Origin of the sequence: Salinivibrio kushneri, from assembly GCF_005280275.1 — a bacterium.
Lineage (GTDB): Bacteria > Pseudomonadota > Gammaproteobacteria > Enterobacterales > Vibrionaceae > Salinivibrio > Salinivibrio kushneri.
In genome coordinates, this window is sequence record NZ_CP040021.1 from 662,974 (window position 1) to 675,667 (window position 12,694).

The following is a 12,694-nucleotide window of genomic DNA, read 5'->3' on the forward strand; positions in this document are numbered from 1 at the left end:
CATTGGTAGCGAAAACAGTTTCACTAACTACCCGTAGCTATACCGATTTATTGCTATGGTCATCAATAACTGACGCTGGCTTTTTATCAGATTCGTGATCCTTCTGCCAGTTCAACAAGTCGTTAGCTGAAGATTTAACCTTCACTAATCCAGAATCAATGCCTTTCAAGCAAGCATGACGCAAGTTGGTATTGACGAAGCTCGCGGCGGGCGCTGTGTTAATTGCGCTAAAGTGTACCCAATGACTTTCCCCGGTCTGTTGCGCGAGATCACTGGCTTGATGGGTCGCCGTTAATAAAATCTCGATCAACTCTTGGTCATTAATCGATGTGTACGCACGTGGTAAAAAAGGATACTCCGCGAGACCAATGGCGACTTGCGGCGTGAGCGCCGGGGATGAGTCACCTTCACTCATCGTGTGTGCCTGACTACTTTGATAGTGGCTGACAAAGTCTGCGATCAAAGACTGCACAAAATGAGCAAGTGCATCAGGCTGGGTATCTTGCTCCCAATTGGTCTCGATATAAATAAACAAGGTATCGGCGAAATGATATAAGCGGCCAGATTGAGTGACACGCTCGGACAAATAGTCGCCAAGCTGACGCTCGATATCTTGCGCCCTTTGATAGCCGAGACGCAAAAATAACGCTTTAAGAAAGGCAACGTCGAACATGGCAAAGCGGAGCCGATCACTCAGTGGCTGATGGATCATGTCGTTCAGATACCATTGCTCAAAGTTGGCGTTACTTTTTTCCAACGAACGCGGTAATTTGGCATTGAGCATGCGTAAGTTTCTCAGCCCAGTACGTGGGTGCGTATAAAAGTCATCACGCAGCTCTTCGAGTTCTCCCTGACGCATCACCGCGGCACGATGACGAAGGTAAACAATGGCCACTAACACCCCAAGGCTGCCTAATAGGAAATAGTTGACCTTTTGTAAGTGAAGCTGTTCTTGATGTGCGCTATCTAGCTGGCGCTGCAGCTCATCCATTTGTAGCTGCCGCTCGACCACACGCTGTTGTTGTTTAAAGGTATCGGCTTGTTGCTGTCGCTCTGATTGCAGTTGCTGCGCGCGCAGCTTTTCATAATCACGTTGCATCATCAGGGCCGCTTGATACTTGCCTTGCGACTCCAAGGCTTTGGAGAGGGCATGATGCGCCATCGTCATGGTTTGAAAGTCTTTTTCTGCCTCTGCTCGCTCTAGCGCGGTGCGAATTTCTTTCTCTGCTTGCTTGGGTTGAGAAAGCGCAAGATGAATACGTCCTTGCAACAACATTGCCTGTGTGGTCAGGGGCGAGTTGGGTAGGCTACCGACCAGTCTTAACGCATCTTGGATATATCTGTCACTGAGCGGGAAATGCTCTAGCTGATAATAGGTGCGGGCGATGGCCAGATGGACTTGTGCAAGCGGTTGGAGACGACCGAGTGCTTGCTCAATTTCAAGTGCATTAAAATAATGCACCAAGGCAAAATTATAACGGGCTTGTTGCTCGTAAATGGTGGCCAGCAGGCGCTGTGATGCTGATAAGCGTCGGCTTAATGAATAATGCTCAAAAAAGGCAGCGGCTTGGTTCGCGTGCTCAAGGGCTTGCTTAAGCGCGCCTTGCTGATTATACAGCCTGGCCAGTTTCATATTGGCACCGGCAATCAATGCTGTGTATTCGTTCTCGCTGGCTATCCAGAAAGCGCTGAGTAACTCGGTCAGGGCACTCTCATGTTGCTTCTGGTCGAGTAAAAAGCCACCCAGTGAGAGCTGAAACTCGACCTTATCCCGTAAATCTTGGGGATCACTATTAAGCTGGCTGCGCGCATTTTCATAGGCGACAAGCGCGGTGTCACTGTCTGCGGTGGCGGCGAGAATATTGGCGCGCAGTAAAGCACTTTTAAAACGGCTTTCTTGACCGTTTAAGCTGTTTTCCGGTAAGGCCTCAATGGCTTTTTGGGCGGCATCGAGTGTCGCGAGGGCGCGCGTTGAGTCGCGATCAAGGTGCCAGATAAGAGAGGCTTCGGTCAGCAAGACTTGCACTTGTACGTGTTTTAAGTCGTATTCATCGACCACTTGATAGGCTTTTTGTAGCGCCGCTTTAGCCTCAACCGGTTGATCGAGATAAGCATAAGCTCGGGCACTGATCAAATAGGCATACACGGTATGCAATGGCGTGCGAATCGAACGATCCGTGTCGTTATTCACATGTGAGCGATTGGCGCCTGTGGTTAGGCGGCGTTGGGCTAAAAAACGATTGCTGATTTCCAACGATTGCGTTGGAGACGTTTCGAGGAGTTTTTCCGCATTAGTGAGTACGGGCGAGGAGTGGATTGAAGCGAACGCCGTTATCGACGTTAACCAAAAAAGCAGGCCTACAAGTAGTCGGCTGATGCGCATGCGCCATCCTCTAAGTAAAGCGATGAGAGAAAGGCTGCCCGCAGGCAGCCTATGGTGTTATTGTCTTGCCAAACGATTGTTTTCGCTTGGTGTTTTGCCCATGTTCGTACGGTATGGATTAATATCTAAACCACCGCGACGCGTGTAACGGGCATAAACGGTGAGTTTTTCCGGCTGACAAAAACGCATGATATCCATAAAAATGCGCTCCACGCATTGCTCATGAAACTCATTGTGCTCACGAAATGACACCAAGTAGCGAAGCAGCTTCTCACGGTTTATCTTGTTGCCTTTATAGGCGATTCTCACCGAGCCCCAGTCTGGCTGATTGGTAATCAGGCAGTTTGATTTGAGTAAATGGCTGTGAAGGGTCTCGGACACAACCGCGCCTTGAGCGGCACCGTCGAGCCAGTCTGGATTAAAGGTATAGTCGTCGATGCTGATGTCTTGGTGATCGATACATTCACCCGCGAGGCCAGCGATGGTTTCTCCCTCTAACTCACTGAGCGGGGATAAAGTGACATCCACCTCTTCGCCCGCACAGGCGGATAAATCGGTTTGCAATGCGTTAGCTACCTGTTGCCAGTTATCAAAGCGGGTTTGATTAAAGCTATTGAGGTATAGCTTAAATGATTTTGACTCGATCAAGTTGGGGCTAGAGGCCGGGAGACGGACTTCGCCAATCGCCACTTGGGGCAAACCATTTTGGTTGAGCCATGACAGCTCATACAAGGTCCAGGTGTCGTAACCGGTAAAGGGCATCGGCGCATTATCGAGTCCGATGGCCTGACGATTTAGCGCGCGAGGGACGGCACGCAGTTGTGACGGATCGTACTGGGTTGGGTAATCTGTTTTTTCGCCAAGCGATAAATTGGCGAGGGCATCGGCATCTTGATAATTGCTCATACGGATCTGCTATTGATTCAAGTAGAATGGGTAAAGTTTACTGAATCTTGCTATAGGTTGCGAATGGAGAACACAGTACATCGTGCCCTTTGGGCGCTAACACAGAATTATATGGCGGTATGGCAGGGTAAGTATCAACATTTACCCTGTACAGAGGCTTACATTGGACTGCCATCTCCCTGTGTCGTGAGCGAAAATGACCACCAACTACAATGGCAACCAGTCAAGCGCGACGCGTTGGCTGATTTTTCCAATGTAGAACAAGCGATAGCCTTACGTTTGCACAGTGATATTAAAGATTTTTATAACGCATTTTATTGTGCAGATTTATCGGTGCGTTATCAGGGGGAGTCGATAAGCTTGCTTCAGGTGTGGAGTGACGATGACTTGGCGCGCTTACAAGAAAACATCTTGGGACATCTGATGATGCAGCGTCAGCGCAAGCTTACGCCGAGTGTCTTTATCGCGACCACAGACGATGAAATGGTGATCATTGCGATTGATAACATGAGTGGGGAAGTGATCAGAGAAACCCTGAATAAAGGGACGCGTGATGTGATTGCTCCCAATCTGGAAACATTTCTCGCAGCACTAGAGGTTGATGTGGCATGATTCTCACGGAATTGACCTTTGAGTGCTTTGATAATACCACCGTTAGTGCGGTCGACCGCACTATCAACGGCCTCATGGATGCATTGCGTTATAATGGCCAGGTGCTCGGACGCGAGTTTCCGATCTTGATGCAAGAAGGCCAGTTTCAGCTTCGTGTGGTGTGCCCAGATGAAGATGCCTTGCACCCACGCTTTCACAGCCCACAAGTGAAACGCGCGTTGCAGCAGCTCGCCGAGGCGTGCTTAACCCAACCGAAAGTGCGTGTGCTGGGGCGCGATTTGAACTCGGAACAAGCCGCTCCGAGTGCCTCACCGACTTGGCAAGTGCTTTATACCACCTTTGTTCACACGTGTTCGCCGCTGCGTTGTGGCGATACCCTGCTACCCATCCCGCTTTATCGCTTACCCGCCACCTTTAACGGTGATCACAAAGCGGTGATAAAATGGCAAACAGAATGGCAAGCCTGTGATGAATTACAAATGGCCGGTGCCAGCGATGCCGAATTTGCAGGCTTGAATGAAATTGGATGTCCCAATACGCGCCTATTTCAGCGCGGTTGGGATTTACGTGGGCGGATAGAGTACTTAACGGGCACGCCGACTTACTATTATCAATATCGTGTGGGCGGCAAAGACAAAGAGAGTGAGCTTGAACGCCCATGCCCCCAGTGTGGCGAGCCTTGGCGGCTTGAAACCCCACTACACGATATCTTCCTGTTTAAGTGCGATCGTTGCCGGCTGGTATCCAACCTTTCTTGGGACTTTAAGCTGGCTTAGCGGTTTAAATGCTGGGTTTCTAGCGTCGCTAATCGCTCGCTCAACTCGGCCACTTGTTGTTCGAGTTGGCTGATACGCTCAGCATCGGATAGCCTCGCGTCATCGCTAGGCATTTCGGGGAGTGGTGTATTGGCTTTCGCACTTTTCACCGCTTGGATAATCAAGGGTAAAGGGACTTGCGTGGTCAATTGGGCTTTTACTTTCGCCACGGTGACGGTTTGCCCTTTTGCGTCGAGCACCTTGAGTGCTCGCGCCAGCTCAGCTTGATAGCTCATCAGTTAATCCTAGCGACATGACAGGAGAAGGAAAGATTAGGGCTTTCTCAGTCGCGCATCAAGCATATCAACCTGTTCCGCCCAATCGGCGTCTTCCTTGATGGCTTCATCAATAAACGCCCGTTGTGCCGCACTCCAAAATGGGGCATCGACTAGTGTTTGCCCTTCCACCAAGCAGTGGCTGGATAGGAAGTGTTCAATCGAGGCCTTATCGGTCGCTAAGCCCAGTTGTTCAAACAGGTGCTGTAAGTCATGTTGAAAGGTTTCCATTGCCACTCCTACTTGCTTGATAAGCGTCTATACTCACTATAGTAGCAGCCGCTACTCTGTGCTTGATGAAAGCGGTGTCGGTGAGCAAAGAACAAAGAATAGAAAAGCTCCCTGCTCAGTGTGCGATATCTCTTACAAGGGCGTGGGACAAAAGCAGAATCTTGCTACGAAAATCGACCTCCTGTTTTTTATTTTTTATTTTATTACATGGACTTACATGATATTTTTTTGTTCAAGATAAAAAATGAGAGATTAAGCAGGCGAGAATGGCTTGTACCAAACGCTCAGTCGCGTAATCTTATGGGTGTCGGAAGGGAACTGACACAGGGAACAGGAATCACCAAGGACTTGGTACCTCAGGATGAGGCAGTACTTCAGGAAGAAGCGCTGGCATGGATTGCGAAAAGGACAACGGATGGAGCCGTTCTCTACAAGCAGGGAGCTTGTACGTCAGGAAGACTTAGGACAACCCAGGATGGGGGCTTAAGGACAACTTCAGGACGAAGTCATGGACACCTCCAGGATGGAGAGCTTATCGAAAACGGGAATTTCGGTTTGTCAGGATGACGAAAGGACACCTCCAAGACGGAGAGACATGGAACGACGCTGAAGGAATCGGCGACTGATCAAGGAATGATGCAGGGAGCACCTTTTAGTAGCAGGATGGCTGCAAGTAAAACTCTGGGGCGCGGCGCAAGCTGCGCCCTTTCCTTTTTTCTGGCCGGTTAACCCGACACTGGCGACTCCCTGTCACGCACCGTTAGCACTAACCTTGCGTGTGCACCATACTTCCAATCTAGTACAGCTTTTCACGTCGCGCGAATAATTCTCCCTGCCTTTTTATTATCAATATTGAGTGAGAGCTAGCCGTTGGTTTGGCCAGATCTCGGCATCGCATGAACGGGAGTGTCTATCGCCTTTAACCTTAACCCTCGAAGCTGAGCGTGACCGATGTAATGATCATCCCCGGTGGCAGAAAACTCGAACCAGTATTGGGTGAGCCATTGCCACCCTTGTTCGGTTCTGCGTAGGGTGTGGTGACCTCGTGCGATAGACAATAATTGCAACTCCATCCGCTGGCAGTATTGGCGAATGTACTGGTGTGCTTGCTCGGATTGTCGCCGCTGTTGCCAAAACAGCAAGGCGGCGACAACGACTAAGACAATGGTCAACAGATCAGTGATCATTAGGGGTCTGTCTAACAGCTTGTTGCATACGTGCCATCGCCTGGGTCAGCGCTGGCGAGGTATCACCGTGCAAACGGCTAAGCAGTGCGCCGCGAAGCGGTGGCAGCATCACAAGATCGGCATAGATTTGTTGAAATAGTGCCGTATCGTGCTGATCGGCAAGCGCAATCAAAAAGCGATCCAGCACGGTGTCGTCCGTTAAACTCTCCCAACAGCGCCCTGCAATCGCAACAAAAATCTCGCGATGGTGTAGTTCGGGTTTGTCCAGCACGGCCGCGATCAAATGATGACGCGTAGCTGTTGGGGCACCCGCATGTGCGCGGAGTAAGGCGCTAACCAAGAAAAGATCCACTTCCTGAGCCTGACACATTTGGCTAAACATGTCGCGCACGCATGCCGCGAGCTTTTCATTGATTTGGCAATGCTCTAAGCAGCCCAGCAGGGCATACAGCGGCGTCGTTGGAAGATTGTTCAGCGCTTTGCGGATACGAGTGGCATTGTTTTGCTCGGCCATGCGTACACAGGTATCAGCGAGCCCCTGCAGGCCAACCCCTTGCCAGTTATCCCAGCCAAGCTCGCCATTTAAATAATGTTGGGCATGATCATAATACTGGCTGGCTGGCCGGCCCAGTTGATAAGTCAATCTAGCATGAAACATTGCCATCTTGTCGTCGGTGGGAGTAAAGGTATAGGGGTTGTTGGCCAGTTTTTCACGTTGCTCTTTATTCGGTGTCGCGGTTAGGCGCTCGCCCATGGCCGCGCTGACATACTGCAAAAAGTCTCCCATTGCGGTGTGGTTGAGCAAGCCCCGCTCATCAAGAGGCATTTTTAAAAACCATACCCAAGGGGCACCCCCTGGTGGCCAGAAAGCGACAGCTATGTGGGCATGTTGACGCAAGGGATGAGGGTAAGGCTGTTGATTGGCCTCAACCGCGCGAAAGGTCGTTTCATCCAGCTGACAAACACGACGACCTAAGTCGTAAACACTGAATTGGCAATCGGCGTGGTCAAATAGGGCGCTGAGGGCGTGAACCGTTTCCATGATGTCCGCTCTTGGTTATCGCTTAATGCGCGCGAGTATATCAGTTTTTACCGGTGAGATGCTTGCCGAGTTGATGTTGTCTTGGCTGGGAACGTGCTATGCTTCGCGGTTTCTAATTTGATTAATGATGAGGTTGTCAATGACTCTTCACCAACAATGTGAGCAACTTCTTGATGAACTCGAACAGTTGCTCGACGCCTGTGATCTGCTCCAATCCGAGCCACCATCATCTAAACGACTAGCCAGTACCGAGCCGTTTGCGGTGGATACGCTTGATTGCCATGAGTGGCTACAGTGGATCTTTTTACCCAAAATGCGTGCCTTGGTTGTTGCTCGCCAGCCGTTGCCAAGCAATTTTGAAATCGCCCCCTATGTGGAAGAAGCGATGAAAGAACATCAAGGGGCGACGGCGGTGGTCAAAGTGACTTATCGTATTGACGCGCTGTTAACCCAATGATGAGTGAACAACCTTTATCTATTTTATACCGTGATGCGTCGTTGGTTGTGGTGAATAAGCCCGCAGGGATGCTGGTCCATCGTTCGTGGCTAGATAAAGGGGAAACACGCTTTGTGATGCAGACATTGAGGGATCAGATCGGTCAGCATGTTTATCCTTTACACCGGCTTGATAAACCCACCTCCGGGGTCTTAGTTTTTGCGCTTTCTCGCGAAGTGGCATCCTTGATGATGCCTCAGTTTGCGCAAGGGCAGATAAAAAAAGCCTACTATGCGGTGGTCAGAGGCTGGATCACAGAGCCCGGTCGACTCGATTACCCACTGGTGGAAGAGCAAGACAAGATCGCGGACAAAGACGCGAGCCAGACACCGACGGCCAAGCCGGCCGTGACGGACTATCAACCACTGGCATCGGTGGAGCTTCCTATCGCAACGGGGCGGTATGCGACCAGCCGCTATAGCCTGGTGGCGATGCAGCCGCAAACGGGAAGAAAACACCAATTACGTCGTCATATGCATCACCTCAGCCATCCGATTATTGGCGATACTACCCATGGCGACGGGAGACACAATCGTGTTTTCCGCGAGCACTTTCACTGCCATCAGCTGTTACTTCATGCTAGCGAGATACAGTTTATCCATCCCGTTAGCGCTGAGACGGTCAAGGTACAGGCACCGTTCGATACTAGGTGGCAGCATGTTCTATCGGCACTGGAGTGGGATGTGCCTGGCATCACCTATTCGGAGTAAATCGCCCCGTGTCGGTAATCCCTTGCAGGCCGCACCTTGCAGGCCGCTCCCCCATAGGTTGTGTTAGAGCTTATCTAGCTCGGCTTCGATTTCGGCAATCTTACTAGCAACCACTTTTTCCAGATGACGGAGATCGGTGAGTACCTTTTGCTTCACGTCTTGCTCTGTTTGCTCGTGCTGAACGATACGATCCAGTTCATCGATCACCAGAGACAGGCTGCGATTGATCTCAGTGACTTCTCGAGACCGGCCGGTGCCGCTGTCGACAACCACATTTTTCCGCTGGCGTGGATACTTAAACTTCATGCTTCGCGCAAAAAGATCGCCCTTTTGCTTGCTGAAGTAGACTTTGAGCGTGTCATAACTGGCTTCTTGACGCAGTGAATAACGCTCAATTTTTTCCGGATGTTCAATGCCAATGTTTTTCAACTGCTGATACATAGCCACCTCATGGTTGAATGTTGCCTCTATTAAGCGACGCACTCATTGTCGCTTTGCATGATTGATAGGGGGCGCTTGTTATTTGGCGCGCGCGAGCGCTTTTTCCAGTGCCGCTTTTAACTGTGCCTGATGCTCGGAGGTTAATGCTTGGTTCTCTGCGTCGGTGACGATAAAAAAGTCTTCGGCGCGCTCACCAATGGTGGTGATTTTAGCGGCATGGACACTGACATTTTGGCGCGCAAAGACAGCCCCCACCCGAGCCAGTAATCCTGGTGTGTCGAGTGCCACCAGCTCCATCAATGTGCGACGACCGTTTTTCGTGGGTAAGAAAAGGACCTGGGTTTTAACCGAAAAATGCTGAAGCTTTTGCGGGGCTCGCCGTTTGGGGATAGTCATTGTCCCGGTTTCTGCCAGTGCCTTGCTGACCCCTTCGATAATGCTTGGGTGACGGTCAAGAGGAATGGCCTCGTCATTTTGGTCTAGCACCATAAAGGTATCGAGGGCGTGACCATCTTTACTGGTCATCACTTGTGCATCATGGACGCTCAGGTTTTTCTTATCGAGTGCCGCCACCACGCGTGCAAACAAGCTGGGCCTATCTTGGCAGTAAACAAAAATCTCGGTCCCGCCACGGGTTGCTTTTTTACTGACCAGCACCAGTGGGGTGTCGCCGGCGTGATGAAGGAGATGTTCACTGTGCCAAGCAATTTGTTTGTGGGTATGGCGCAGAAAGTAGTCCGCCTTAAAACGCTGCCATAAGACTTCTATATCCCTGGGACTATGGCCTTGTTTACGTAACATGGCAGCCGCTAAGTGTTTGTTATGACGAATGCGTTCACGTACATCTGGTGGGTTTTCTAAGCCGCGGCGCAGTGCTTTTTGTGTCGAGTAATATAGCTCTGCGATCAGTGTGCGTTTCCAACTGTTCCATAAATCTGGGTTGGTGGCATTGATGTCGGCCACGGTAAGACAAAGGAGAAGATCCAGCCGCTCTTCATCACGCACCTCTTTGGCAAAGTCAGTAATCACATCAGGATCATAAATATCACGGCGCTGCGCGGTGACGGACATCAGTAAGTGGTTACGGACGAGCCAGCTGACAATGTTTGCTTCTGGTTTGGATAAACCATGCTCTAAACAAAAATCATGCGATTCAATGGCGCCAATCTCGCTATGATCGCCACCGCGCCCCTTGCCAATGTCATGAAAAATGGCCGCAATCAGTAAAAGCTCGCGGCGTGCTAGGCGGGGGAAGACATCACAACAAATGGGATGGCGATCTCGGTTGGCCTCGTCATCAAACAAGCGCATATGTTTGAGTAGGCGAATGGTATGTTCGTCGACGGTATAGACATGAAACAAGTCAAATTGCATTTGGCCGACAATTTGACTCCACTGCGGCAGGTAGGCGGACATCACCCCGTGGCGGTGCATTAAACCAAACGCTTTGTGCAGCGCATTGGGGTGACGAACCAAGGCCATGAATTTTTCACGTGCGTCTTCTTGCTGACACAAAAAGTGATTGAGTCGACGTCTTGCTGTACGCAATTGCCGCAGGGTAGGCGCCGCAATCGCTTCAATCGAGGTGTCGTTAGCGATATGCAGCATCATATCGAGAATGGTTTCCGGTCGCGCTTGAAATAGCGCGGGTTTACGCGCTTCGATGGTGCGTCCGCAGCGCTGAAAATCGTCACTTAACACCTCAACGTCACCCGTGCGGCCATTGTCGATGATCACTTGATCAAAGATTTGTAGCAGCATTTTGTTAAGCTCGCCGACGCGTCCAAGCGTGCGGAAGAAGTCTTTCATCATAGTTTCGACTGCACGGTTGCCTTCACCACGATAGCCAAGCAGCTCCGCGACCGATGTTTGGTGTGCAAAGGTCAGGCGGTTGTCGTAACGGCGCAGCTCAAGGTGAAGCGCAAAGCGAATACGCCACAATACGTTTTGACACTCATTGAGTTCGCGAAATTCCGCGTCGGTCAAAAAGCCAAAGTCGCTCATCTCTCGTAAGCTGGTGGCGCCAAAGTGACGGCGCGCAATCCAAGACAAGGTATGGATGTCTCTCAGACTGCCAGGGCTGAGTTTCAAATCAGGCTCAAGCTTGTAGGCCGTATCATGGTAGCGGCGATGACGCGCTTTTTGCTCGTCGACTTTGGCTCGATAAAAGCGCTCACTGGGCCAAAAACTGTCATCATGCACGCGCGCTTCAAGCGCCTCAAAAAGCTGAGCGTCACCACATAATAAGCGAGATTCTTGCAAGTTGGTGGCGACAGTCAAATCGTCCAGCCCAACACGAATGCACTCGTCGACGGTGCGTACACTGTGGCCGACTTCAAGCTTTAAATCCCATAAGAGGGTCAGCAGATCGCTTAAACGTTGTTGCTGATGGGTATCCAGTGGGGATTGGCAAAGTAGGAGTAAATCGATATCCGACAGGGGGTGCAGCTCACGCCGGCCGTATCCCCCTACCGCGACGAGAGCAAGTGAGGTTTGTGCAAACCCAAAGTGATGCCACAAGCGCGCCAATAAGGCATCCATATAATCGGTGCGCAGGTATACCAATTCCGCCACAGGGACATTGGCCAAAAAGTCCTGTTTTTGCTGCTCAAGCAATTGCTGGAATTGGGCTTTTAGGGTAATGGGGTCGAGCTGATCATCCCCGAGATGTTGTGGCGTAATCACTGTGTCTGTCATGGTGATCCTTTGCGCAAAAAAAAGCCGGAGCGAAGCCGGCTTTTATGGGTTGGATTAGTGGTTGATGTAACGCGGGAGGCTCTCTTCCTCTCTCAGCGTTAATACCTCGACCCCAGTCTCGGTCACCAGTAGCGTATGCTCCCACTGGGCCGATTTCTTACCGTCGATGGTATACACCGTCCAGCCGTCGTCTTCATCAAGCACGGTACCGTATTTACCTGCATTAATCATAGGCTCGATGGTGAAGCACATGCCAGGTTTGAGTACAGTGCGATCATTATTTTTGTAGTGCACCACTTGAGGATCTTCATGGAAGCTCGCACCAATGCCATGCCCACAGTACTCTTTAACGATCGAGTAGCGTGTATTGCTATTTTTAATGAATTTTTGAATGGCGGAGCCAAGCTCGCCCACGGTTGCCCCGGGTTTGACCTTTTTGATCGCGTGATAGAGGCTTTCTTGTGTGACACGACATAGACGTTTGTCTTCCAAAGACACCTCACCGACTAAAAACATCTTTGAGGTGTCGCCATGGTAGCCATCTTTGATCACAGTGACATCGATGTTGACGATATCGCCCTCTTGCAGCACATCGTCATCGTTCGGAATGCCATGGCAAACCACATGGTTAATCGAGGTGCACATGGATTTGGGAAAACCATGATAATCCAAGGTGGCCGGTGTCGTGCCTTGCACTTCAGTCATATATTTGTGAGCAATGTCATCCAGCTCACGGGTGGTGACGCCGGGTTTTACATGGTCGCCAAGCATGACGAGCACGTCGGACGCCAAGCGGCCAGCGACGCGCATTTTTTCAATTTCTTCTTCTGTTTTAATCGGGATTGTCATTTTGCTTTCTCACTTTAATTTGGGTCGCTCAATGATGACGATGAGAACGA

At 50.6% G+C, this 12,694-nt stretch carries 13 protein-coding genes; 4 read left to right on the forward strand and 9 right to left on the reverse strand.

What is annotated here, in order from left to right:
• Positions 1 to 37 precede the first annotated feature (37 nt).
• Positions 38 to 2,383, reverse strand: a complete 2,346-nt coding sequence (locus tag FCN78_RS03185) for a tetratricopeptide repeat protein (protein ID WP_077659560.1) — start codon at positions 2,381 to 2,383, stop codon at positions 38 to 40.
• Positions 2,384 to 2,440: 57 nt separating this feature from the next.
• On the reverse strand, positions 2,441 to 3,289 hold the full coding sequence (gene queF, locus FCN78_RS03190; protein ID WP_069363527.1) for an NADPH-dependent 7-cyano-7-deazaguanine reductase QueF: 849 nt from the start codon (positions 3,287 to 3,289) through the stop codon (positions 2,441 to 2,443).
• Positions 3,290 to 3,352: 63 nt separating this feature from the next.
• Here queF and syd point away from each other — a divergent pair, with 63 nt between their 5' ends.
• Both syd and FCN78_RS03200 read left to right on the forward strand, forming a co-directional pair.
• The gene (syd, locus tag FCN78_RS03195; protein ID WP_069363528.1) at positions 3,353 to 3,901 is read left to right on the forward strand and encodes a SecY-interacting protein; all 549 of its coding nucleotides are present in this window, start codon (positions 3,353 to 3,355) and stop codon (positions 3,899 to 3,901) included.
• Entirely contained in the window at positions 3,898 to 4,677 is a 780-nt protein-coding gene (locus FCN78_RS03200) for a Zn-ribbon-containing protein (protein WP_077458443.1), read from the forward strand. Before syd ends, FCN78_RS03200 begins: the two co-directional genes overlap by 4 nt.
• On the opposite strand, the gene FCN78_RS03205 is transcribed toward FCN78_RS03200, so the two are convergent.
• The 4 genes from FCN78_RS03205 to FCN78_RS03220 all read right to left on the reverse strand — a co-directional run bounded on the left by FCN78_RS03205 (position 4,674) and on the right by FCN78_RS03220 (position 7,451).
• Positions 4,674 to 4,952, reverse strand: coding sequence for a hypothetical protein (locus tag FCN78_RS03205; protein WP_077458445.1), 279 nt, complete (start codon positions 4,950 to 4,952; stop codon positions 4,674 to 4,676). The two genes, FCN78_RS03200 and FCN78_RS03205, sit on opposite strands and share 4 nt — an antisense overlap.
• A 36-nt stretch (positions 4,953 to 4,988) precedes the next feature.
• Complete coding sequence (locus FCN78_RS03210) at positions 4,989 to 5,222, reverse strand: DUF2789 domain-containing protein (RefSeq protein WP_069363531.1); 234 nt, start codon at positions 5,220 to 5,222, stop codon at positions 4,989 to 4,991.
• Between the two features lie 863 nt (positions 5,223 to 6,085).
• Positions 6,086 to 6,409, reverse strand: coding sequence for a DUF3301 domain-containing protein (locus FCN78_RS03215; protein ID WP_069363533.1), 324 nt, complete (start codon positions 6,407 to 6,409; stop codon positions 6,086 to 6,088).
• Positions 6,399 to 7,451 (reverse strand): DUF3549 family protein, encoded by a 1,053-nt coding sequence (locus FCN78_RS03220; RefSeq protein ID WP_077599284.1) that lies wholly within the window; start codon positions 7,449 to 7,451, stop codon positions 6,399 to 6,401. The genes FCN78_RS03215 and FCN78_RS03220 overlap by 11 nt, the downstream gene beginning before the upstream one ends.
• A 139-nt stretch (positions 7,452 to 7,590) precedes the next feature.
• Between FCN78_RS03220 and FCN78_RS03225 the strand changes: the two genes are divergently transcribed.
• Together FCN78_RS03225 and truC are read left to right on the forward strand one after the other, a co-directional pair.
• A complete protein-coding gene (locus FCN78_RS03225) occupies positions 7,591 to 7,908 on the forward strand; it encodes a YqcC family protein (protein WP_077522763.1) in 318 nt (105 codons plus the stop codon).
• Positions 7,905 to 8,657, forward strand: coding sequence for a tRNA pseudouridine(65) synthase TruC (gene truC / locus FCN78_RS03230; protein ID WP_235607588.1), 753 nt, complete (start codon positions 7,905 to 7,907; stop codon positions 8,655 to 8,657). Before FCN78_RS03225 ends, truC begins: the two co-directional genes overlap by 4 nt.
• Before the next feature lie 63 nt (positions 8,658 to 8,720).
• Here the strand turns inward: truC and FCN78_RS03235 are convergent, their stop codons facing one another.
• From FCN78_RS03235 to map, 3 genes are all read right to left on the reverse strand, one after another.
• Positions 8,721 to 9,098 (reverse strand): DUF3461 family protein, encoded by a 378-nt coding sequence (locus tag FCN78_RS03235; RefSeq protein ID WP_069363537.1) that lies wholly within the window; start codon positions 9,096 to 9,098, stop codon positions 8,721 to 8,723.
• Positions 9,099 to 9,176: 78 nt separating this feature from the next.
• Complete coding sequence (gene glnD / locus FCN78_RS03240) at positions 9,177 to 11,795, reverse strand: bifunctional uridylyltransferase/uridylyl-removing protein GlnD (RefSeq protein WP_077659562.1); 2,619 nt, start codon at positions 11,793 to 11,795, stop codon at positions 9,177 to 9,179.
• Between the two features lie 54 nt (positions 11,796 to 11,849).
• The gene (map, locus tag FCN78_RS03245) at positions 11,850 to 12,644 is read right to left on the reverse strand and encodes a type I methionyl aminopeptidase (protein WP_077458453.1); all 795 of its coding nucleotides are present in this window, start codon (positions 12,642 to 12,644) and stop codon (positions 11,850 to 11,852) included.
• Positions 12,645 to 12,694 lie beyond the last annotated feature (50 nt).